This is a genomic window from Pseudomonas sp. CC11G (assembly GCF_056174845.1).
Map to the genome: position 1 here is coordinate 54,269 of NZ_JBWBZC010000025.1, position 21,157 is coordinate 75,425.

The window sequence follows — 21,157 nt, forward strand, 5'->3', positions numbered from 1 at the left end:
CCTTTAGTCCATGAAGCCTTGCAGCTTGAGCTCGATTGAGCGCGGATTTTCCCCTTCGGCAATGGAGAGAATTCCTTCCAGGAGCATTTCCCGGTAGCGCGACTGGCGCAACGCAATCGCTTTGAGCTTGTTGCCCACCGGCAACAGCAGCAGGTTGGCGAACGCCACGCCGTAAATGGTGGCGACAAACGCGACGGCAATGCCGCTGCCGAGCATGCTCGGGTCGGCCAGATTGCCCATCACATGAATCAGGCCCATCACCGCACCGATGATGCCGATGGTGGGCGAGTAACCGCCCATGCTGTCGAAAACTTTGGCGGCCTGAATATCGCGGCCTTCCTGGGTATACAGGTCCACTTCCAGAATGCTGCGAATGGCTTCGGGCTCAGCGCCGTCGACCAGCAGTTGCAGGCCTTTGCGCGCGTATGGGTCGGGCTCGACATCCGCCACCGCTTCCAGACCCAGCAAGCCTTCCTTGCGCGCGGTCTGGCTCCAGCCCACGACGCGGTTGATCCCCCCGGCCAGGTCGATGCGCGGCGGAAAAATAATCCAGCGCACGGTAACCAGCGAGCGCTTGAAAACAGTCATCGGGGTTTGCAGGAAGGCCGCACCCAAGGTGCCGCCGACCACGATCAGAAACGCCGGGCCATTGAGCAACGCGCCGACGTGGCCGCCTTCCAGGTAGTTGCCGCCCAGAATGGCGACCAGCGCCAAAATCACCCCGATAAGGCTGAGTACATCCATCAGACACAGGCCTCCACCAGGTGCCGACCGATGTCATCGAGGCTATAGACCGCGTCGGCCAGATTGGCTTTGACGATGGCCATGGGCATACCGTAAATCACGCAACTGGCTTCGTCCTGAGCCCACACCTGGCTGCCGCCCTGCTTGAGCAGGCGCGCACCCTCACGGCCATCAGCCCCCATGCCGGTAAGCACCACGGCGAGCACTTTGTCGCCGTAGGCCTTGGAGGCGGAACCGAAGGTGATGTCCACGCACGGGCGATAATTAAGGCGCTCATCGCCCGGCAGGATTTTCACCGTGCCACGGCCGTCGACCATCATCTGCTTGCCGCCGGGCGCCAACAGGGCCAGACCGGGACGCAACTGGTCGCCGTCTTCGGCTTCTTTCACGCTGATGCGGCACAGCTTGTCCAGGCGCTCGGCGAAGGCCTTGGTAAAAGCCGCCGGCATATGCTGAATCAGCACGATGGGCGCAGGAAAATTGGCCGGCAGTTGGGTGAGCACGCGTTGCAGTGCGACCGGGCCGCCGGTAGACGTGCCGATGGCCAGCAGTTTGTAAGCCTTGCGCTTGGGCGCGGCGCTGGACGATGGCGCGTGAGCCGGAGCCGGTGCGGCGGTTGGCCGAGGGGCTACCGGTGCCGGGCGTGCGGGGGTGCTGCTGGTGGCCGGCGCATGGGCCGGTGCGGGCGCCGCGGCGGGTGTTGCTGCCGGGGCGCTGGAGAAACTGCTGTAACGCCGGTTACTGCGGGCGATGGTATGCACCTTCTCGCACAGCAGTTGTTTGACCTTCTCGGGGTTACGCGAAATGTCTTCGAAGTTCTTCGGCAGGAAATCCACGGCGCCGGCATCCAGCGCATCGAGGGTGACGCGCGCGCCTTCGTGGGTAAGCGAGGAGAACATCAGAACCGGGGTTGGGCAACGCTGCATGATATGACGCACGGCCGTAATGCCATCCATCATCGGCATTTCGTAGTCCATGGTGATCACGTCAGGCTTGAGGGCCAGGGCTTGATCGATGGCCTCACGGCCATTGGTGGCGGTACCGACAACCTGGATATTCGGGTCGGCGGAGAGAATCTCCGAGACACGCCGGCGGAAGAAGCCGGAATCGTCCACTACCAAAACCTTAACTGCCATAACCGCTCCTTTGAACCCGCCCGAGGCCCCGTTGGGCCGTCGCGCTTGGTGCTGCGCAGGCAGGCGAAGCGCTTATTTACTCCCAGTAAATGCCACGCTCCTTGCTGCCTTCACACTTAGTCTCGAACACGCCGCAATCAGATACGGCGCGCGTAACGCTTGAGCATGCTCGGCACATCCAGAATCAGGGCAATGCGCCCGTCCCCGGTGATGGTCGCCCCGGACATACCCGGAGTGCCCTGCAGCATTTTGCCCAGCGGCTTGATTACCACCTCTTCCTGGCCCACCAGTTGATCGACCACAAAACCGATCCGCTGGGTACCCACCGACAGAATCACCACATGGCCTTCGTGCTGTTCTTCATGCTGCGCACTGCTGACCAGCCAGCGCTTGAGGTAGAACAGCGGCAGCGCCTTGTCCCGCACGATGACCACTTCCTGGCCGTCGACCACGTTGGTGCGCGACAGGTCGAGGTGGAAAATCTCGTTGACGTTCACCAGCGGGAAGGCAAAGGCCTGGTTGCCGAGCATCACCATCAGGGTCGGCATGATCGCCAGGGTCAGCGGCACCTTGATGACGATCTTGGTGCCCTGGCCCTTGGCCGAGTAGATGTTGATGATGCCGTTGAGCTGGGAAATCTTGGTTTTCACCACGTCCATGCCCACACCGCGGCCGGACACATCGGAGATCTCGGTTTTGGTCGAGAAGCCCGGGGCGAAAATCAGGTTGTAGCATTCGGCTTCGCTTAAGCGGTCGGCGGCGTCTTTGTCGAGCACGCCCTTCTCCACCGCTTTGGCGCGCAGCACGTCGGGGTCCATGCCGTTGCCGTCGTCAGAGATCGACAACAGGATATGGTCACCCTCTTGCTGCGCCGACAACACGATTTTGCCGCCGCGGCTCTTGCCAGCAGCTTCGCGTTTTTCCGGCGATTCGATGCCGTGGTCCACCGAGTTGCGCACCAAGTGGACCAACGGGTCGGCCAGCGCCTCGACCAGGTTCTTGTCGAGGTCGGTTTCTTCCCCCACCAGTTCCAGGTTGATTTCTTTTTTCAGGCTGCGAGCCAGGTCGCGAACCAGACGCGGGAAACGACCGAAGACTTTCTTGATCGGCTGCATGCGGGTTTTCATCACCGCGGTCTGCAGATCGGCCGTCACCACATCGAGGTTGGACACGGCCTTGGACATGTTCTCGTCGCCGCTATTCAAGCCCAGGCGCACCAGACGGTTACGCACCAGCACCAGCTCGCCGACCATGTTCATGATCTCGTCGAGGCGCGCGGTATCGACCCGTACGGTGGTCTCAGCTTCAGTAGCCGGGCCCGCTTTGTCAGCGGCGGCTGCAGCTGCTGCGGCTGGTGCCGGTGCAGGGGCTGCCGGCTTAGCAGCGGCGGGTTTGGCCGGTTCAGCTTTCGGCGCCGGCTTGGCGGCCGGTGCAGCGGGCTTGGCCGGGGCTGCAACAGCAGCCGGCAATGGCGCTTGTGCGGCGGGCTCGACGAACTTGCCCTGACCGTGCAACTGATCCAGCAGGGCTTCGAATTCGTCGTCGGTGATGTTGTCACCATTGCCGCTGGCCGCAGGCGTCGCCGCCGCTACCGGTGCCGGGGCTGCTGGTTCAGGTGTTGCAGTTGGCTCTACAAATTTGCCTTTGCCATGCAGTTGATCCAGCAAGGCTTCGAATTCGTCGTCGGTGATTTCATCACCACCGCCGGAGGCCGCCGGAGTTTCGCTGGCAGGCGGCGCGCTGACCGGTGCAACTGGCGCGGCGGCCGCAGCAGGCGCAGCGAACTGGCCTTTGCCGTGCAGCTGATCGAGCAACGATTCGAACTCGTCGTCGGTGATTTCATCGCCGCTGCTGGCCGCAGCGGGCGCTTTGGGTTCGTCGTGCAGCGCGTCGAGCAACTGCTCGAATTCGCTGTCGGTGATATCGCCTGAAGCGGCGGCCGCGGCAGGCGCCTCTTCCACTTCGGGTTCAGGCTCAGCAGCTTCAGGTTCTGCGCCGGCACCGGCAAGTTCTGCGGCGCTTTGTGGTTCGGCCAGACGCGACAGCGCCGCCAACAACTCGGGCGAAGCCGGGGTTGGCGTGGCGCGTTCGCGCACTTCGGAAAACATGCCGTTAACGGCGTCCAAGGCTTCGAGGACAACGTCCATGAGCTCCGAGTCAACGCGCCGTTCACCCTTGCGCAGGATGTCGAACACGTTCTCGGCGATATGGCAGCACTCCACCAGCTCGTTGAGCTGGAGGAAGCCGGCGCCACCTTTGACGGTATGGAAACCGCGGAAAATAGCATTGAGCAGGTTCGAGTCATCCGGGCGGCTTTCCAGCTCGACCAGTTGCTCGGATAACAGCTCAAGAATTTCGCCGGCCTCTACCAGGAAGTCCTGGAGGATTTCTTCATCGGCGCCGAAGCTCATTGGTGTGCTCCCTAAAACCCTAGGCTGGATAGCAGATCGTCTACATCGTCTTGATTAGAGGCGACGTCTTCACGCTTATCGGCATGAATCTGCGGACCTTCACCGTGAGAAGGCTCTTTTTGTTTTTCTTGCTCGGCGCGTAGCACGGAATGGTCGTGCTCAATGCCGGCGAAACGGTCTACCTGACTGGCCATCAGCACCAGTTTCAGCAGGTTGGCTTCGACTTCTGTCACCAGTTGCGTAACGCGTTTGATCACCTGACCGGTCAGGTCCTGGTAGTCCTGCGCCAGCAGAATGTCGTTGAGGTGCCCCGACAATTTGCTGCTGTCGCGCTCGCTGCGAGCCAGAAACAGCTCGATGCGTTTGGCCAGTTCACGGAATGCTTCAGCGCCCAACTCGCGGCGCATAAAGCGACCCCAGTCAGCACTCAGGTTAGTCGCTTCGTCATGCAGGTCGTTAACCAGCGGCGCGCTCTGCTCCACCAGATCCATGGTGCGATTGGCCGCTTTCTCGGTCATCGTCACGACATAGTTCAGGCGTTCGGTGGCGTCGGTGATTTGCGACACTTCCTTGGCATGCGGCACGCGTGGGTCAAGCTGGAAATTGACGATGGCGTTGTGCAGCTCACGCGTCAGTTTGCCCACCTCGTGATACAGCCCACGGTCACGAACTTTATTGAGCTCGTGAATCAGCTGGACCGCGTCGCCAAAATTACCTTTTTCAAGGCTCTCAACGAGCTCACGGGCATTGGATTTTAGAGACGACTCGAGGTCGCCCATGGGTAGATCGTCGTGCGCCATAATGCCCCCACGGCCGGAATCAGCCGTTAACACGCTCGAAGATTTTTTCGATCTTCTCTTTCAGAACCTGCGCTGTGAACGGTTTGACTACATAACCATTCACCCCGGCTTGCGCCGCTTCAATAATCTGATCGCGCTTGGCTTCTGCGGTAACCATCAGCACCGGCAGGGCCTTGAGACGGTCATCCGCGCGAACCGCGCGCAAGAGGTCGATACCGGTCATACCCGGCATGTTCCAGTCAGTCACGAGAAAGTCGAAGCTGCCGCTTTGCAGCATGGGTAGAGCCGTGGTTCCGTCATCTGCCTCAGCGGTGTTGGTAAATCCCAAGTCGCGCAAGAGGTTCTTGATGATCCGTCGCATCGTTGAGAAGTCGTCAACGATGAGGATTTTCATGTTTTTGTCCAAGTCGACCTCCGTACAGTCCTAAACGCACCCAGCACCTGGATGCGCGTTGAATCGAGAAACTGGCAGTACCGCTCAGCTAGCTGGCGCGCCACTCGCTCAAGCGTGCACGCAAACGAGCGGCACACTGGCTATGCAACTGGCTGACCCGCGATTCGCTGACCCCCAGCACTTCGCCAATTTCCTTGAGATTCAGTTCTTCGTCGTAATACAGCGACAACACCAACTGTTCGCGCTCCGGCAGCCCGGAAATGGCCGCTGCCAATGCCGATTGGAAACGTTCATCTTCCAGATCGCGCGAAGGCTCGAAGTGGGTAATGCCAGCGTCTTCACGCAGACCCGTGTGTTCGCCGTCCTGAAGAAGGTCGTCGAAACTGAACAGGCGACTGCCCAAAGTGTCGCCAAGAATGCCGTAGTAATCCTCGAGACTCAATTGGAGTTCGGCCGCAACTTCTTGATCTTTAGCGTCTCTGCCTGTTCTGGCTTCAATTTTTCGGATTGCGTCACTGACCATCCGACTATTGCGGTGCACCGAACGCGGTGCCCAATCGCCTTTGCGTACTTCATCCAGCATAGATCCGCGTATGCGAATGCCGGCGAAAGTTTCAAAACTGGCGCCTTTGCTGGAGTCGTATTTTTTCGATGCTTCGAGCAGGCCGATCATGCCGGCCTGAATGAGGTCTTCCACCTGAACGCTTGCTGGCAAGCGAGCCAGCAAGTGGTAGGCGATGCGTTTGACCAGTGGGGCGTAACGCTCGATCAACTGGTGCTGGGAGTCCTGCGCCTGTGCCTTGCTATACATACGGAGCCCATTGCCTGATGTCATACGGCCGTATCAGCTAGCGGTTGCTGTACCAAACGCTCCACGAAAAACTCCAGGTGCCCGCGTGGGTTGGCTGGTAACGGCCAGGTGTCGACCTTCTGCGCAATGGCCTTGAAAGCCAGGGCGCACTTGGAGCGAGGGAAGGCCTCATAAACTGCACGCTGTTTCTGCACTGCCTTGCGTACCGACTCGTCGTAAGGCACAGCGCCGACGTACTGCAGGGCGACATCGAGAAAACGGTCAGTCACTTTGGTCAGCTTAGCAAACAGGTTGCGACCCTCTTGCGGGCTGTGGGCCATATTGGCCAACACGCGGAAACGGCTCATGCCGTGGTCGCGGTTCAACAGTTTGATCAGGGCGTAGGCGTCGGTGATGGACGTGGGCTCATCGCACACCACCACAATCACTTCCTGGGCCGCACGCACAAAGCTGACGACCGCGTCACCAATACCGGCGGCGGTGTCGATGACGAGTACATCGAGGTTGTCACTGATTTCGCTGAAGGCCTGAATAAGACCGGCGTGCTGCATGGGCGTGAGTTGCACCATGCTCTGTGTACCGGAGGCTGCCGGCACAATGCGGATACCGCCCGGGCCTTGCAGCAGCACGTCACGCAGTTCGCATTCGCCGCTGATGACGTCCGCCAGCGTGCGCTTGGCCGACAGGCCCAGCAGCACGTCCACGTTGGCCAAGCCCAGGTCGGCGTCCATCAGCATCACCCGCCGGCCAAGATCGGCCAGGGCCAGGGAGAGATTGACCGATACATTGGTCTTGCCGACGCCACCTTTGCCGCCGGTCACCGCGATCACCTGTACGGGATGCATACCCATGTTATCCACACACCTTGTCTAGCTTCGACTGGGGCCACTTGGCTGGTTACGCTGCGCTTGCCCTTAAGGGCGACCGCAACGGTTTAAAACTTTACTGCCGGGCGTTTAACTCGCCCGGCGTGCCGGGTTCTGATACAGCCCGGTAAACATATCGGCCATCGCATCTTCACTCGGCTCCTGTGGCGCTTGCAGGCTCACCGCTCGGCTTACCAACTGGTGTGGGCGCGCCACGTGCAAATCATCCGGAATCCGCGGGCCGTCTGCCAGATAGGCTACCGGTAGATGCTGGCTTATAGCCAGACTTATAACTTCACCCAGGCTGGTCGCTTCATCGGCCTTGGTAAGGATACAGCCAGTCAGACCGCAACGCTTATAGCTATGGTAGGCGGCCTTGAGCACTTGGCTCTGGCTGGTAGCAGCCAAAACCAGATAATTTCTCGATTTGACCCCACGACCGGCCAAGGTTTCCAACTGCATGTGCAGCGCCGGGTCGTTGCCAGGCAGGCCGGCGGTGTCGATCAACACCACACGCTTGCGAGCCAAAGGCTCCAGCGCCTGGGTCAGCGATTGGCCCGGGTCTACCTGCGTTACCGACACATTCAAAATACGGCCCAGGGTTTTCAGTTGTTCCTGCGCGCCAATGCGGTAGCTGTCCATGCTCACCAACGCCACGTGCTGGGCGCCGTACTTCAGTACATAACGGGCGGCCATTTTTGCCAGTGTAGTGGTTTTGCCCATACCAGCCGGGCCAACCAGGGCGATCACACCGCCCTCCTCCAATGGTTCGACCTTCGGCGTTTTGATCGCGTGGGCCAGGTGGGCGAGGATCATGCGCCAAGCTTGACGCTGCTCCGGCACCTTGCTCACCCGCTCCAGCAGCACACGCGACAGCTCGGCCGGCAGGCCCATGCGTTGCAGACGACGCCACAGCGCAGCCTGTTGTGGCCGGCGACTCTGCATCTGACCCCAGGCCATGGAACCCAGTTGCACTTCAATCAGCTCACGCAGGCCATTCAATTCAAAGCGCATGGCATCCAGGCTGCGTTGGTCGGTTGCCACCGCCCGTACAGGTTCCGGAACCGGCGCCGCGGCAGGTTTTGGCCGCTCAGGGCGGACAAAGGATGCCGGCAGCTCAGGCGCCACGATGGACTCGTTGGCGAACAGCTGGCCGTCTTTCATTTTTTCGCCCGACACGCGAGTGGCCAGGTCAGCATGCGCCGACACCAGCATCGACTGCGTGCGACGCAGCTCCACCTCAAGCTCAGGGTTGGGCTGACGCACAGGCATCACCGGCGCCTGGTAGTCCAGAGCGGCGGTCAATTCCACCCCCCCGGCTACCCGGCGAGTGCCGATGATGGACGCATCGGCGCCCAGCTCATCGCGAACCAACTTCATGACTTGACGCATATCGGCGGCGAAAAAGCGTTTAACTTGCATGACCTAAGCCTCAGTTCAGTTCTGACCCACCGTGGCAACGATGGTGACCTGCTTGTTGTCTGGGATTTCCTGGTAAGCCAACACGTGCATGGTTGGTACTGCCAACCGTGCGAACCGCGAGAGCATCGCCCGAACCGGACCGGCTACCAGCAGGATGGCTGGCTTGCCGAGCATTTCCTGGCGTTGCGCGGCGTCCACCAGGGAACGCTGCAGCTTCTCGGCCATGCTCGGCTCCAGGAGAATGCCATCCTCGGAGCCTTGACCGGCCTTCTGTAGGCTATTGAGCAATATCTGTTCCAACCTGGGTTCCAGGGTGATCACAGGCAGCTCCGGCTCTAGTCCCACAATGCTTTGCACGATTGAGCGGGACAGCGCGACGCGTACCGCAGCGACCATGGCGGCGGGATCTTGACTCTTCACGTTGGTGATTGCTTCGGCGATGGAACGGATATCGCGAACCGGCACCTGCTCTTGCAGCAAGGTCTGCAGCACTTTGAGCAAGGTGGACAGCGACACCACGCCCGGCACCAATTCTTCGGCCAATTTCGGCGAGCTTTTGGCCAGCAATTGCATCAGCTGCTGCACTTCCTCATGGCCCAACAGCTCGTGGGCATGTTTGTGCAGCACCTGGTTAAGGTGCGTGGCGACCACGGTGCTGGCGTCCACTACCGTGTAGCCAAGCGACTGCGCCTGATCGCGCTGGAACTGGTCGATCCACACGGCCTCCAGACCAAACGCCGGATCTTTGGCGGCCACCCCGTTGAGGGTGCCGAAAACCTGGCCGGGGTTGATGGCCAGCTCGCGGTCCGGGTAGATCTCGGCCTCGGCCAGGCTTACGCCCATCAGCGTCAAGCGGTAGGCGTTGGGCTGCAGATCAAGGTTGTCGCGGATATGCACCGAGGGCATCAAGAAACCCATCTCCTGTGAGAGCTTCTTGCGGACACCCTTGATGCGCGCCAGCAATTGCCCGCCCTGGTTGCGGTCCACCAGCGGAATGAGGCGATAGCCCACTTCCAGGCCGACCATATCCACCGGCGTCACGTCGTCCCAACCCAGTTCTTTGACTTCCTGGGCACGCTGAGCAGGCAGCAGCTCCTGCTGGCGTTGTACTTCCGCCACTTCGGCGACTTTGACCATGCGCTGCTTGTTGGCGATCCAGTAGGCGCCAGCGGCGGCGACCAGACCCAGGCTAAGGAACGAGAAATGCGGCATGCCGGGCACCAGGCCCATGGCGATGATCAGCCCAGCAGCTACGCCCAGAGCTTTGGGCGAGGCAAACATCTGCCGGGTAACCTGCTGGCCCATGTCTTCAGAGCTGGAAACGCGGGTCACCATGATGGCGGCAGCGGTCGACAGCAACAGCGAAGGAATCTGCGCCACCAGACCGTCACCGATGGTCAGCAAGGTGTAGATACGGCCGGCGTCGCCAAAACTCAGGTCGTGCTGGACGATACCGATGGCCATACCACCGATCAGGTTGATAAACAGAATCAGCAGGCCGGCGACGGCGTCACCGCGCACGAACTTGCTCGCACCGTCCATGGAGCCGTAGAAGTCGGCTTCCTGCGCCACTTCAACGCGACGCAGCTTGGCTTGTACCTGATCGATCAGGCCGGCGTTGAGGTCGGCGTCGATGGCCATTTGCTTACCAGGCATGGCGTCGAGGGTGAACCGCGCGCTCACCTCGGAAATACGCCCGGCGCCCTTGGTGACCACCACGAAGTTGATGATCATCAAGATCGCAAACACCACGATACCGACCACATAGTTACCGCCGATCACCACCTCACCGAATGCCTGAATCACCTTACCAGCGGCGTCGTGGCCTTCCTGACCGTGGAGCAAAACCACCCGCGTCGAGGCCACGTTGAGGCCCAGGCGCAGCAAGGTGGCAGCCAGCAGAATGGTCGGGAATACGGCGAAATCCAGCGGTCGCAAGGCGTAGATCGCCACCAGCAACACAACGATGGCCAAGGCCAAGCTGAAGGTGAACAGCACGTCCAGCAGGAACGGCGGCACCGGCAGCATGACCATGCCGAGCATCACCATCAGCAACAACGGAATACCGATATTGCCGTGCTTCAAGCCCGCCAGGTTGCTGCGAACATCGCCTATCAGTTGTGTGCGATCTATTGCCACAAGCCCATTCCTCGCCATTCAAACTTTTGACGCAAACACGTCGATAGCGGGGCTTTTGCAAGAAGTCGTCCAACTTCTTGAAGGGAGGGAAGGTTCTTTGTTTTCAGGTCCGGCCAATCGAGGCTGAAGCCTCTCCCACAGGGGACTGCATTCCTAGGTGGGAGAGGCTTCAGCCTCGATGCTCTTATTCGTCGCGGCGGAGATCTGGCGGTATGGGGAGGTCTTTCAATGGATCGGGACGCTTGCCTTTGCCAGAACGGAATTGGCGAAGCTGGTAGACGTAGGCCAGTACTTGGGCGACTGCCAGATACAACCCGGCGGGAATCTCCCGGTCCAGGTCGGTGGAGTGATAAATCGCCCGCGACAACGCCGGCGATTCCAGCACCATCACCTTGTGCTCGTTGGCGATCTCGCGGATTTTCAACGCCATGAAGTCGCCGCCCTTGGCGAGCAGAATTGGCGCCCCGCCCTTCACCGGGTCGTACTTGAGGGCCACGGCAAAGTGGGTCGGGTTGGTAATGACCACGTCGGCTTGCGGTACGGCGGCCATCATGCGGCGCTCGGCCATCTCGCGCTGCATCTGGCGAATACGCTGTTTGACCTCGGGCTTGCCTTCGCTGTCTTTGTATTCGTCGCGCACTTCCTGCTTGGTCATCAGCATTTTTTGCCGATTGTCGTAGAGCTGGAACGGCACATCGACGGCGACGATAAACAGCAGCCCCCAGGCCATCCACATGGCGCTACGCCCGACCACCTTGATGCTGTGCATGATCGCCGACTCGAGCGGCTCGTTGGCCAGCGCCAGCAGGTCGCGGGTATCGGCCTTGAGCACCACCAGCGCCACGATCAGCACCAAGGCGAATTTGGCCAGCGCCTTGAGCAGCTCCAGGCCCGCCTTGGCCGAGAACATGCGCTTGAGGCCGGGCAAGGGGTTCATACGGCCGAAGTTCGGCGCCATCGACTGCGGCGAGAACAACCAGCCACCCAGCGCAATGGGGCCGAGAATTGAGGCAATCAGCAGCACCATAAACAACGGAAACAGCGCCATCAGGGCAATGTACACGGCGTTTTCAAACTGCAGCGCCATACTGCCGGTGTTCATCAGCAGCTCACGGTTCAGCGTGAAGTTGTCTTTCATGATGTCGATCATGGCGTTGCCGATGGCGCCGCCATAACTCATCAGCCCACCGACGCCGGCGACCAGCACGGCAAAGGTATTGAGCTCGCGCGACCGCGCAATCTGGCCCTTCTCGCGTGACTCGCGGCGTCGCTTGTCCGTGGGCTCTTCACTTTTCTCCGCGCCATTCTCGTTCTCGGCCATGGGCTATTTCGCCTGCACCAGTTCACGCATCAGCTGCAGACAGTCGGTGACCATCGCCTGATAGTGAGAGAGAAAGTCCGACAGGGTGATCCAGATGATCACAAACCCCATCACCAGGGTGAGCGGAAAACCGATGGAGAAAATGTTCAGCTGCGGCGCCGCGCGGGTCATTACGCCGAAGGCAATGTTCACCACCAGCAGCGCGGTAATGGCCGGCAGCACCAGCAGGAACCCGGCGCTCAACACCCAGCCGAGGCTGGTGGCCATGCTCCAGAAATGGTTGGTGGTCAGGCCGGTGCCAACGGGCATGGTCACAAAGCTTTCGGCCATGATTTCAAACGTCACCAGGTGCCCGTTCATGGCCAGAAACAGCAAGGTCACCATCATGGTGTAGAACTGCCCGATCACCGCCACCGACACACCGTTGGTGGGGTCGACCATCGAAGCAAAACCAAAGCCCATTTGCGTGGCCAGAATTTGCCCGGCAATCACAAAGGCGTGGAAAAACAGCTGGAGCACAAAGCCGAGCATCACCCCGATGAGGATTTCCTTGGCGATCAAAATCACCGCGCCCAGGCTGATGGCATCCAGCGGCGCCGCCGGCGGCAGGCTGGGATAGATCACTAGCGTAAAAGCTAGCGACAGGTAGATACGCACGCGCAGCGGCACCAGTTGGGTACCGATGATGGGCATGGTCATCACCAGGCCGGCAATGCGGAAGAACGGCAGCATAAAACCGCCGACCCAGCTGCCAATCTGCTCACTACTCAGCTCGAACATGGCCTAGCCGATGACGTAGGGGATGTTGGTGTAGAGGTTGGTGATGTATTCCATGAACGAGCGAATCAGCCAGGGGCCAGCCCAGATCAGGGTTACCAGCATCACCAGCAGGCGTGGCAGAAAGCTCAGGGTCTGTTCGTTGATCTGCGTGGCCGCCTGGAACATGGCCACGATCAAGCCCACCACCAGACTCGGCACCACCAGAATCGCCACCATCACGGCGGTCAGCCACAGCGCTTCGCGGAACAGGTCTACCGCTACTTCGGGGGTCATGTGCGTTCTCCTGGCTCGGGCTGGCTACGTGCCGCCAAAGCTGCTCGCCAAGGTGCCGATGATAAGGGCCCAGCCATCAATCAAGACGAACAGCATGATCTTGAACGGCAAGGAAATGATCAGCGGCGACAGCATCATCATGCCCATCGCCATCAGGATACTGGCGACCACCAGGTCGATGATCAGAAACGGGATAAAGATCATAAAGCCGATCTGAAACGCGGTTTTCAGCTCCGAGGTCACGAACGCCGGCACCAGAATGGTCAGCGGCGCCTGTTCGGCCGAGGGTATGTCGGTGCGCTTGGACAGCCGCATAAACAGCTCCAGGTCCGAGGAGCGCGTCTGCGACAGCATAAAGTTCTTCACCGGCACTTCAGCCTTGGCGATCGCTTCCGGCGCGGTCATTTTCTGGTTCAGGTAGGGCTGCAAGGCATCCTGATTCACCTGATCGAACACCGGCGCCATGATGAACATGGTCAGAAACAGCGCCATGCCGGTCAGAATCTGGTTCGACGGCGTCTGCTGCAAACCCAGGGCCTGACGCAGAATCGAGAACACGATGATGATGCGGGTAAAGCTGGTCATCAGCATGAGGAACGCTGGAATAAACGTCAGCGCCGTCATGATCAGCAGAATCTGCAGGCTGACCGAATATTCCTGCTGCCCTGCCGGGTTGGTGGTCATGGTGATGGCCGGCATGGTCAGCGGGTCAGCCGCCAATACCATCGGTGCCGCCAGGCTCAAGCCAATTGCCAGCAGCAGACGCAACGCACTCATCAAGGTTTGTCCTTCTGGTCCTTGCCCAACAGCTCCATCAGGCGCTGGGCGAACTCCGGCGTAGCCGCTTCGGTATCGGCCACGTGCACCGGCTCTTTGAGGGTGTGCAGCGGGGTGATGCGCCCGGCACTCAGGCCCAGCAGAATCTGTTCATTGCCGACCTGCACCAGCACCAGCCGGTCGCGCGGCCCCAGCGCCTGGGTAGCCACCAGCTTGATGACCTGGCCGCCACGCGGGCCGATCTGCTGCACCCGGCGCATCAGCCAGGCCAGCACGAAGATCATGCCGATCACCAGCAACAGGCCCAGCAGCACCTGCACCAGCTGACCGCCCATGCTCCCTTCGGTCATCGGCGAAGCGATGGTTTTACCGGGCTCCACGGCCTGCGCCAGCAGCGGCAAGGCCGCGAGCGGCAGCGCGGCCAGCCAACGTGAAAACAGAGTGCTCATGGGTTAGCGCAGCTTCTTGATACGTTCGCTTGGACTGATCACGTCGGTCAGGCGGATGCCGAACTTTTCGTTCACCACCACCACTTCGCCGTGGGCAATCAGGGTGCCGTTGACCAGCACGTCCAGGGGCTCGCCGGCCAGACGATCAAGCTCGATCACCGAGCCCTGGTTGAGCTGCAACAGGTTGCGAATGGTGATTTCGGTGTTGCCCACTTCCATGGAAATGGACACCGGAATATCCAGGATCACATCCAGGTTCGGCCCTTCCATGCTCACCGGCAGGTTGTTCTTCGGCACGCTGCCGAACTCTTCCATCGGTGCACGCGGCGCGGAGGGAGTACCGCCACCCGCGCTCTGGTTGAGCATCGCGTCAATGTCGTCCTGGCTCGCATCGCCAGCCTCGGAGAGCGCAGCAGCCCATTCGTCTGCCAGTGCCTGCTCTTCGGGGGAGGTTTCTTCTTCGTCTGCCATGTGTTCCTCGCCTTGCGTTATCCGGTGCGGTGCTAAATGAAGGGGGTGCTGTTATCAGCGTTCAATCGGTTCGAGAACCTGGAACGCCAGGTTGCCTTTGTGCGCGCCGAGCTTGACCTTGAAGGCCGGTACACCGCTGGCACGCATAATCATTTCTTCGGGCATATCCACGGGAATCACATCGCCTGGTTGCATATGCAGAATGTCGCGCAGTTTCAGCTGGCGACGGGCGATGGTAGCGCCCAGGGGCACGCTGACATCCAGAATGTCTTCGCGCAGGGCTTTGACCCAGCGCTCGTCCTGGTCGTCGACGTCGGACTGGAAGCCGGCGTCGAGCATGTCGCGGATCGGTTCAATCATCGAATACGGCATGGTGATGTGCAGGTCGCCGCCACCGCCGTCGAGCTCAATATGGAACGTGGAAACCACCACCACTTCGCTGGGGCTCACGATATTGGCCAGCGCCGGGTTCACTTCCGAGTTCATGTACTCGAAGTTCACATCCATAACCGCGTGCCAGGCTTCCTTGAGGTCGATAAAGGCCTGATCCAGCACCATGCGCACCACGCGCAATTCGGTGGGAGTAAATTCGCGGCCTTCGATCTTGGCGTGACGGCCGTCACCGCCAAAGAAGTTGTCCACCAGCTTGAACACCAGCTTGGCGTCGAGAATAAACAGGCCGGTGCCGCGCAGCGGTTTCATCTTCACCAGGTTGAGGCTGGTGGGCACGTACAGCGAATGCACGTACTCGCCGAATTTCATCACCTGCACGCCGCCCACCGCCACGTCGGCCGAGCGGCGCAACAGGTTGAACATGCTGATACGGGTGTAGCGCGCGAAGCGCTCGTTGATCATTTCCAGGGTGGGCATGCGCCCACGCACGATGCGGTCCTGGCTGGACAGGTCGTAACTCTTGACGCTGCCGGGGATGGCGGCGTCTTCGGTTTCCACCGCGCCGTCGTCGACACCATGCAACAAGGCATCGATTTCATCCTGGGACAACAGGTCTTGGACGGCCATATGGGTTACCTACTGACTGTTTACAGGAAACGGGATTATTGAAGAACGATGTTAGTAAACAGCACTTGCTCGACGGTGGTATCGCCGACTTCTTTCTTGGCCAACTCCTGCACGCTGGCGGTGGCCAGCTGACGCAGCATTTCCTTGCCCACCGGGGTAGCCAGGTTGTCGAAATTCTGCCCGGAAAACAGCAACACCAGATTATTGCGCAGCACCGGCATATGGGCCTTGAGGGCATCCATCTTGGCCTGGTCGCGGGCCATCAGGGCGACGCTGACCTGCATGTAGCGCTGACGACCATTGACGTTGAAATTGACGATAAAGGCTGGCGCCAGCACTTCGTAAACCGCTTCTTTCTTCAGCGGTTTGCCGTCCGGGCCTTTGCCCTCTTCGCCCGCCGCATGCTCACCTTCTTTACCGGCTTCAGCTGCCGGTGGCGCGCTCTTGTGCAGGAAGAACCACGTGGCGCCCACGGAGCCACCAATGGCAATCAGCAGGCCCACCACGATCAGAATGATCAGCTTCAGCTTTCCCTTACCGGGCGCTGGTGCAGCGCCATCGGCCGGTGGTGCCGCTTTTTCTTTCTTAGCCATGCCAATAATCCGTCACTGATCGGAATTCTATCCGTGTTCAAAGGGTTAGGAGCAAGTGTTATGCCAGCTTGCCAGGCACGAGGGCTAACAAGCTGTTTTGCACGACAATTAATCCCCAGTGGATGCCGCCAACAATGTCGGCGAATATACCAGCAACTTTGCCATGCGCCGGTTTTCCGTCTCGCCTTTTTTCGCAAGCCTGGCGGCGCAGAAACGACAACGCCCGCTTACCAAAACGGCAAGCGGGCGCTGTCAGTTTAGTTCACCCGGGCGGGTAAACAGGTCAGGCGTAATAGTCGACCAGGCCGCGACCACCGGCAACAGAGCCGCTGCTGCGGATTTCGCTGGTGCTGATGCTGATGTCGTCGTCGCTGCCGGCAAAGCTGTTATTGCCCGAGCCACCGCGGCTCTGCTGGCTGTCGTTGCCGTTCTGGCCGTTCCAGCCGCGGTTCAGCGACTGGTCGGAGACGTTGACATCCATGGTCATGCCTTGCTGGGTGAACATATCGCGCAGGCGCTGCATCGATTCCGTCACCGCATCACGCACGGCCATATGCGGGCTGGCGAAGGTCACCTGGGTGGCCGCGTCCTGCGTCATGTTGATACGGACTTCAAGGCGCCCGAGGTCGGGCGGATCGAGGGCAATATCAGCCGACTTTAGGTTCTGGCTGGACATCCACATCACCTTGTCCACCACCTCATCGGTCCATACGCCCTGCTGCATCGACACCGGCGCGCCGGGCACCAGCGGCGTGCGCTGAGCCTGGGTGACCTGCTGATTCACCGCCTGGTTCAACGCGTTCATCTTGTTGGCGAAAGCGTCGCTGTGCAGGTCGGTGCTGCTGTCCTTCAGCGCTTCGATGCCATCCTTGCCCTTCTCGAACAGCCCCAGCTCATCGGTCACCTTGGCCTCGCCACTTTCCGGGTTAGCGGTCAGTTGCGCCATGGCGGCAGCGAAGTCCTGGCCACCGGTTTGGCCCGCCTGGGCGGCCGATGGGTTGGTGCCGGCTTTCTGCACGGCGGCTTGTGCCTTGGCGGCCAGATCAAGCACCAGGTCGACGCCCGGCAACTCGCTCATCGCATCGACTTGCGGGTCGTGGCCGGTATCTTCGGTCTTGGTAATTTGCGCGGTCGCCAAACCGGTCAGCGACAGCGGAATTTCCAGCGCAGCATCGCCCTCGCCCGTGGTCGGCAACGCGGTGTCTTGCGTGGTCGGCTGCAGCTGCTGACCGGCCAACGCCAACAGCACCATCGGGTCGATCACCGGATCGGCGGCGGCCGCCTCGTCGGTCGGCAAGGTATTGCCGCTATCGGCAACCGCCGGGTCGGCTTTGGTTGCCGTTGCCGGGGCGGCATCGGCCGAATCCTTGTCGTCGGTCTTGTCGTCAGACTTGTCTTTGGCCTTGGCTTGCTTGGCTTTTGCCGCCGCATCACTGCGGTCGACAGCCTTGTCCTGACGTTCCTTGGCATACACGTTGGCAAAGCTGGAGGCATCGTCATTGCTGGGCTCGGCCTGTTTTGGCTGAGGCTTTGCAGACGCCGCTTGCGGCTTGACCACCGGGGCGGAATTCAGGAGTGGATCTGAGGCAACGGACATTTAGCACTCTCTCCGTGCGGATGGGTCGTGCAGGAGAGATAGCAAAGGCTGGGCCAACTTTGTATCGGCGCTGAAATACCCGTAGGAGCCAGCTTGCTGGCGAACCCTGGAAGAGGCGATCACGACCGGGGGTTTGCAGGGTTCGCGACCAAGGTCGCTGCTACACAAAAGAATCAGAGAGCGGAGAAACGCTGGCGTTCGGACTTGAGCAAGATGCGCACAATCGCAAATTCGCGCTCGATCTGTTCGAGCACCGCCGGCGCTTCATCCAGCACATTGGCGTTGCGCGAGTCGTCTTCCAGTTGCTTGCACAACTGCGCCAGGGCCGGGGCGCCCATGTTGCTGCAGCTGCCTTTGAAGCTGTGCGCGGCCAGGCGCAGTTCTTGCGCGTCGCTATTGGCCACGGCGGCGTGCAATAGGCGCAGGCGCTCTTCGGAGTCGGCGATAAAGGTATCCAGCAGCAGCGGATACTCGGCTTCCATGATGTCTTGCAAGCCCGCCAACACGGCACTGTCGAGATGAATATCAGCCACCGGTTCTCTCCCTGAGCAACACGCCAGCGATTATGCCTGATCGTTCCACGAGAACTCCACGCTGACCCCGCGCCCGTCTTCAGCCCAGGTAGAGCGCTCGGTAAGTCGGCGAATCAGACCCAGACCACGTCCCGATAGACTCTGTGCAGTGCGCTGGCGTTCCAGGACTTGTTGCACATCGAACCCGGGGCCGCTGTCTTCAACCTTGATCACCAGACGCCCGCCATGGGTTTCGGGCAGCAGCTGCAAATGAAACCGTACGTAGCCCTGGTCCAGTTCGGCCAAGCGCTGACTACGCTCGCGGTAGTACTGGGCAAAGCCTGCGGCATCGCATTTGAGTTGCGAGTCCAGCCCCAGCACGCCGTGCTCCAGGGCATTGGAATACAGCTCGGCCAGCACGCTATACAGCGGCCCGCCCTGCAGGCGCAGGCCCTGCACTTCCAACAGCAGCTGCAACAGAAACGGCAGCGGGTTGAGGCGTTTGAGGGTTTGCGCGCGGAACTCGAAGCTGGCGGACCAATCCTGTGGGCTGCTCTGCCCGCTATCGGCAAAGGCCAGAGGCGGACGCGGCAAGGAGTCGGCCTCCACCAGGCACAACTCGACCATGCTCACGTCGTCTTGCGCCTTGCCGCGAAATGCCCCCAGCGCCTGCTGGATTTCATCGAACAGCAGGTCGGGCTGGCGGTTGGCGGCAAACACATTCAACAGGCGCGATTCGCCAAAAAGTTGCTCGGCGGGGTTGCTGGTTTCCAGCACGCCATCAGAAAGCAGAAACACCCGATCGCCCAGCTCCATCGGGTAGATCTCGCAGGCATCGCGAAAGTCCGCCGGCTCCAACACGCCCAGCGGCAAATGCCGCGACACCAGTGGCAAGCGCTCGCCGGTGGCAATGCGGTGCAGGTAGCCATCGGGCAGGCCGCCGTTCCAGACCTCTACGATGCGCCGCTGAAAACTCAGGTTAAGCAGCGTGGCGCAGCAGAACACGCCCACCGGCAGAATGCGTTTGAGCTTGGCATTAACCTCGCGAAGAATTTCCGACAGCGAATAGCCTTTGGCCGTCATGCCGTAAAACACTTCGGCAAGCGGCATGGCGCCAATCGCCGCCGGCAACCCGTGGCCGGTGAAGTCGCCGAGCAGCACGTGCATGCCGCCCGAGGGCTTGAAGGCGGCGAGAAGCAGGTCGCCGTTGAAGACCGCAAACGGCGATTGCAGGTAGCGGATATTCGGGGCGTTCAGGCAGCCCGAGTGGGCCACTTTGTCGAAGACCGCTTTGGCCACCCGCTGCTCGGTGAGCAGGTGTTCGTTGTGCCGGGCGATCAGGTCGCGCTGTTCCAGCACCGTGGCCTGCAAACGGCGCAGACGGTCCATGGCTTTGATCTTGGCGTCGAGGATTACCCGGTTATAGGGCTTGGCGAGAAAGTCATCGCCGCCCGCCTCCAGGCAGCGCACCAGCGCTTCGCCCTCAGTGAGCGAGGTGAGAAAGATGATCGGCACCAGCGCTTCGCCGGCCTTGAGCTTGATGCGCCGCGCCGCCTCGAAGCCATCCATCACCGGCATCAGGGCGTCCATCAACACGAGGTCGGGTTGTTCCTGCTCGAACATCGCCACCGCCTCCAACCCATTGCTGGCGGTAAGCACCCGGTGGCCCTGACGGCTGATGATGCTCGACAGCAGCATGCGGTCGGCGGCGTTGTCTTCCGCGATAAGAACCGAAAGACGTGGATCCATCGCTAGATGATCTTGAAGAGCTGTTCGAAGTTGGAGATGGCGAGAATCTTGCGCACATCGGCGTTGCAGTTCACCAGGCTGATTTGCGCATGGTCGCCGCCGGCGTGGTCGCGCAGCAGCAGCAACATGCCGAGCGCCGAACTATCGAGGTAGGTGGTGTGGTCAAGGTCGACCACATAGCGTTTGGGTGTGAAATTGATGCGCTCGTACGAGTCGCGAAAGGCTTGGTGGGCGCCGAAATCGAAACGTCCCTGAATGCGGATGGTCAGCTCTTGCCCGTCGGTAGACGGCAATGAAGTGATGGCCATGAAAGCTCCCCTACCCCAAATAAATCTGATTGTTTGATAACGCGCAAAAAAGCCTGAGAACACAAACGCTTGTAGCTACAGACACTCTAGCTTCAAAGAACTCTAGCAGCAGAAATCAATTGCGCTCACGTTGCAACAGCCGCTGTGATAACTCGTCGAGCAATTTCTGCTCGCGCTTGTCGGCGGCCACCCGGGCTTCATCCATGTACTTCTGTACCAGCTTGCGCAAGCCTTCGAGGCGCGCGTATTTCTGCTGCCAGATTTCCCGCGCTTGGTGGAGGTTGTTGCGGTGCCATTCGACGCTCTGATTCTGCTGCTTGATGGCCGTTTCCAGCTGCGACAGAAAGCGTTGGTAGTTCATCATCCATTGCCCGGAAACGCCGTTGCGCCCCTCGGTAATCCATTGCTGCTGGTAGTCGCCCAGGTAGCGGTGCAGGTCGCCCAGCTTGCCTTCGGCCTGGTTGACCAGCGTTTGGCATTGGCCCAGGGCGCGCGCGGCATCACGCTCTTCACGTTCGGCCATGTCGACCACCGGGGCCAGGCGTGACGCTCGACTGGGCAAGGCCATTTACAGCGTATTCCTT

General features: G+C 60.5%; 22 protein-coding genes. All 22 read right to left on the reverse strand.

The annotated features are described in order from the left end of the window. Nucleotides 1-3: 3 nt before the first annotated feature. Nucleotides 4-744 (reverse strand): flagellar motor protein, encoded by a 741-nt coding sequence (locus AC0V2S_RS23155; protein WP_475511756.1) that lies wholly within the window; start codon nucleotides 742-744, stop codon nucleotides 4-6. Next, nucleotides 744-1,880 (reverse strand): protein-glutamate methylesterase/protein-glutamine glutaminase, encoded by a 1,137-nt coding sequence (locus AC0V2S_RS23160; RefSeq protein ID WP_475511757.1) that lies wholly within the window; start codon nucleotides 1,878-1,880, stop codon nucleotides 744-746. Before AC0V2S_RS23160 ends, AC0V2S_RS23155 begins: the two co-directional genes overlap by 1 nt. A gap of 137 nt (nucleotides 1,881-2,017) precedes the next feature. After that, complete coding sequence (locus AC0V2S_RS23165) at nucleotides 2,018-4,291, reverse strand: chemotaxis protein CheA (protein WP_475511758.1); 2,274 nt, start codon at nucleotides 4,289-4,291, stop codon at nucleotides 2,018-2,020. Nucleotides 4,292-4,302: 11 nt separating this feature from the next. Beyond that, a complete protein-coding gene (locus AC0V2S_RS23170) occupies nucleotides 4,303-5,091 on the reverse strand; it encodes a protein phosphatase CheZ (RefSeq protein ID WP_475511759.1) in 789 nt (262 codons plus the stop codon). Between the two features lie 19 nt (nucleotides 5,092-5,110). Beyond that, nucleotides 5,111-5,485, reverse strand: coding sequence for a chemotaxis response regulator CheY (locus tag AC0V2S_RS23175; protein WP_475511760.1), 375 nt, complete (start codon nucleotides 5,483-5,485; stop codon nucleotides 5,111-5,113). 88 nt (nucleotides 5,486-5,573) lie between these two features. Next, the gene (fliA, locus tag AC0V2S_RS23180) at nucleotides 5,574-6,320 is read right to left on the reverse strand and encodes an RNA polymerase sigma factor FliA (RefSeq protein ID WP_162998629.1); all 747 of its coding nucleotides are present in this window, start codon (nucleotides 6,318-6,320) and stop codon (nucleotides 5,574-5,576) included. Then, the gene (fleN, locus tag AC0V2S_RS23185) at nucleotides 6,317-7,156 is read right to left on the reverse strand and encodes a flagellar synthesis regulator FleN (RefSeq protein WP_475511761.1); all 840 of its coding nucleotides are present in this window, start codon (nucleotides 7,154-7,156) and stop codon (nucleotides 6,317-6,319) included. Before fleN ends, fliA begins: the two co-directional genes overlap by 4 nt. Nucleotides 7,157-7,252: 96 nt before the next feature. Continuing rightward, nucleotides 7,253-8,584 carry a flagellar biosynthesis protein FlhF gene (flhF, locus tag AC0V2S_RS23190; protein ID WP_475511762.1) on the reverse strand — a complete coding sequence of 444 codons (1,332 nt, stop codon included), beginning with the start codon at nucleotides 8,582-8,584 and terminating at the stop codon, nucleotides 7,253-7,255. Between the two features lie 15 nt (nucleotides 8,585-8,599). After that, a complete protein-coding gene (gene flhA, locus AC0V2S_RS23195; RefSeq protein ID WP_475511783.1) occupies nucleotides 8,600-10,717 on the reverse strand; it encodes a flagellar biosynthesis protein FlhA in 2,118 nt (705 codons plus the stop codon). Nucleotides 10,718-10,907: 190 nt separating this feature from the next. Then, nucleotides 10,908-12,044, reverse strand: a complete 1,137-nt coding sequence (gene flhB / locus AC0V2S_RS23200) for a flagellar biosynthesis protein FlhB (RefSeq protein ID WP_475511763.1) — start codon at nucleotides 12,042-12,044, stop codon at nucleotides 10,908-10,910. 3 nt (nucleotides 12,045-12,047) lie between these two features. Then, nucleotides 12,048-12,824, reverse strand: coding sequence for a flagellar biosynthetic protein FliR (gene fliR, locus AC0V2S_RS23205; RefSeq protein WP_475511764.1), 777 nt, complete (start codon nucleotides 12,822-12,824; stop codon nucleotides 12,048-12,050). 3 nt (nucleotides 12,825-12,827) lie between these two features. Beyond that, on the reverse strand, nucleotides 12,828-13,097 hold the full coding sequence (gene fliQ, locus AC0V2S_RS23210) for a flagellar biosynthesis protein FliQ (RefSeq protein WP_108097033.1): 270 nt from the start codon (nucleotides 13,095-13,097) through the stop codon (nucleotides 12,828-12,830). 24 nt (nucleotides 13,098-13,121) lie between these two features. Beyond that, a complete protein-coding gene (gene fliP / locus AC0V2S_RS23215; RefSeq protein WP_475511765.1) occupies nucleotides 13,122-13,874 on the reverse strand; it encodes a flagellar type III secretion system pore protein FliP in 753 nt (250 codons plus the stop codon). Next, on the reverse strand, nucleotides 13,874-14,323 hold the full coding sequence (gene fliO, locus AC0V2S_RS23220) for a flagellar biosynthetic protein FliO (protein WP_475511766.1): 450 nt from the start codon (nucleotides 14,321-14,323) through the stop codon (nucleotides 13,874-13,876). Before fliO ends, fliP begins: the two co-directional genes overlap by 1 nt. Before the next feature lie 3 nt (nucleotides 14,324-14,326). After that, entirely contained in the window at nucleotides 14,327-14,794 is a 468-nt protein-coding gene (gene fliN, locus AC0V2S_RS23225) for a flagellar motor switch protein FliN (protein WP_475511767.1), read from the reverse strand. A 54-nt stretch (nucleotides 14,795-14,848) separates the two neighbouring features. Further along, nucleotides 14,849-15,814 carry a flagellar motor switch protein FliM gene (fliM, locus tag AC0V2S_RS23230; RefSeq protein WP_475511768.1) on the reverse strand — a complete coding sequence of 322 codons (966 nt, stop codon included), beginning with the start codon at nucleotides 15,812-15,814 and terminating at the stop codon, nucleotides 14,849-14,851. A gap of 35 nt (nucleotides 15,815-15,849) precedes the next feature. Beyond that, on the reverse strand, nucleotides 15,850-16,407 hold the full coding sequence (fliL, locus tag AC0V2S_RS23235; RefSeq protein ID WP_475511769.1) for a flagellar basal body-associated protein FliL: 558 nt from the start codon (nucleotides 16,405-16,407) through the stop codon (nucleotides 15,850-15,852). A 283-nt stretch (nucleotides 16,408-16,690) separates the two neighbouring features. Continuing rightward, nucleotides 16,691-18,004 (reverse strand): flagellar hook-length control protein FliK, encoded by a 1,314-nt coding sequence (locus AC0V2S_RS23240; protein ID WP_475511770.1) that lies wholly within the window; start codon nucleotides 18,002-18,004, stop codon nucleotides 16,691-16,693. Between the two features lie 173 nt (nucleotides 18,005-18,177). Beyond that, nucleotides 18,178-18,537: an Hpt domain-containing protein gene (locus AC0V2S_RS23245; protein WP_475511771.1), complete on the reverse strand. Its 360-nt coding sequence runs from the start codon at nucleotides 18,535-18,537 to the stop codon at nucleotides 18,178-18,180. Between the two features lie 30 nt (nucleotides 18,538-18,567). Then, a complete protein-coding gene (locus tag AC0V2S_RS23250; protein WP_475511772.1) occupies nucleotides 18,568-20,265 on the reverse strand; it encodes a SpoIIE family protein phosphatase in 1,698 nt (565 codons plus the stop codon). A gap of 2 nt (nucleotides 20,266-20,267) precedes the next feature. Beyond that, complete coding sequence (locus AC0V2S_RS23255) at nucleotides 20,268-20,573, reverse strand: STAS domain-containing protein (RefSeq protein ID WP_475511773.1); 306 nt, start codon at nucleotides 20,571-20,573, stop codon at nucleotides 20,268-20,270. 115 nt (nucleotides 20,574-20,688) lie between these two features. Further along, nucleotides 20,689-21,141: a flagellar export protein FliJ gene (fliJ, locus tag AC0V2S_RS23260; RefSeq protein ID WP_475511774.1), complete on the reverse strand. Its 453-nt coding sequence runs from the start codon at nucleotides 21,139-21,141 to the stop codon at nucleotides 20,689-20,691. Nucleotides 21,142-21,157 lie beyond the last annotated feature (16 nt).

Coding starts and splice junctions, on each gene's coding strand:
- fliR (WP_475511764.1), bottom strand. CDS start 12,824: ATGTTCGAGCTGAGTAGTGAGCAGATTGGCAGCTGGGTCGGCGGTTTT.
- flhF (WP_475511762.1), bottom strand. CDS start 8,584: ATGCAAGTTAAACGCTTTTTCGCCGCCGATATGCGTCAAGTCATGAAG.
- fliM (WP_475511768.1), bottom strand. CDS start 15,814: ATGGCCGTCCAAGACCTGTTGTCCCAGGATGAAATCGATGCCTTGTTG.
- fliJ (WP_475511774.1), bottom strand. CDS start 21,141: ATGGCCTTGCCCAGTCGAGCGTCACGCCTGGCCCCGGTGGTCGACATG.
- AC0V2S_RS23250 (WP_475511772.1), bottom strand. CDS start 20,265: ATGGATCCACGTCTTTCGGTTCTTATCGCGGAAGACAACGCCGCCGAC.
- fliL (WP_475511769.1), bottom strand. CDS start 16,407: ATGGCTAAGAAAGAAAAAGCGGCACCACCGGCCGATGGCGCTGCACCA.
- AC0V2S_RS23165 (WP_475511758.1), bottom strand. CDS start 4,291: ATGAGCTTCGGCGCCGATGAAGAAATCCTCCAGGACTTCCTGGTAGAG.
- fliO (WP_475511766.1), bottom strand. CDS start 14,323: ATGAGCACTCTGTTTTCACGTTGGCTGGCCGCGCTGCCGCTCGCGGCC.
- fliP (WP_475511765.1), bottom strand. CDS start 13,874: ATGAGTGCGTTGCGTCTGCTGCTGGCAATTGGCTTGAGCCTGGCGGCA.
- AC0V2S_RS23155 (WP_475511756.1), bottom strand. CDS start 744: ATGGATGTACTCAGCCTTATCGGGGTGATTTTGGCGCTGGTCGCCATT.
- AC0V2S_RS23255 (WP_475511773.1), bottom strand. CDS start 20,573: ATGGCCATCACTTCATTGCCGTCTACCGACGGGCAAGAGCTGACCATC.
- AC0V2S_RS23170 (WP_475511759.1), bottom strand. CDS start 5,091: ATGGCGCACGACGATCTACCCATGGGCGACCTCGAGTCGTCTCTAAAA.
- fliA (WP_162998629.1), bottom strand. CDS start 6,320: ATGACATCAGGCAATGGGCTCCGTATGTATAGCAAGGCACAGGCGCAG.
- fliN (WP_475511767.1), bottom strand. CDS start 14,794: ATGGCAGACGAAGAAGAAACCTCCCCCGAAGAGCAGGCACTGGCAGAC.
- fliQ (WP_108097033.1), bottom strand. CDS start 13,097: ATGACCCCCGAAGTAGCGGTAGACCTGTTCCGCGAAGCGCTGTGGCTG.
- AC0V2S_RS23175 (WP_475511760.1), bottom strand. CDS start 5,485: ATGAAAATCCTCATCGTTGACGACTTCTCAACGATGCGACGGATCATC.
- flhB (WP_475511763.1), bottom strand. CDS start 12,044: ATGGCCGAGAACGAGAATGGCGCGGAGAAAAGTGAAGAGCCCACGGAC.
- AC0V2S_RS23240 (WP_475511770.1), bottom strand. CDS start 18,004: ATGTCCGTTGCCTCAGATCCACTCCTGAATTCCGCCCCGGTGGTCAAG.
- AC0V2S_RS23160 (WP_475511757.1), bottom strand. CDS start 1,880: ATGGCAGTTAAGGTTTTGGTAGTGGACGATTCCGGCTTCTTCCGCCGG.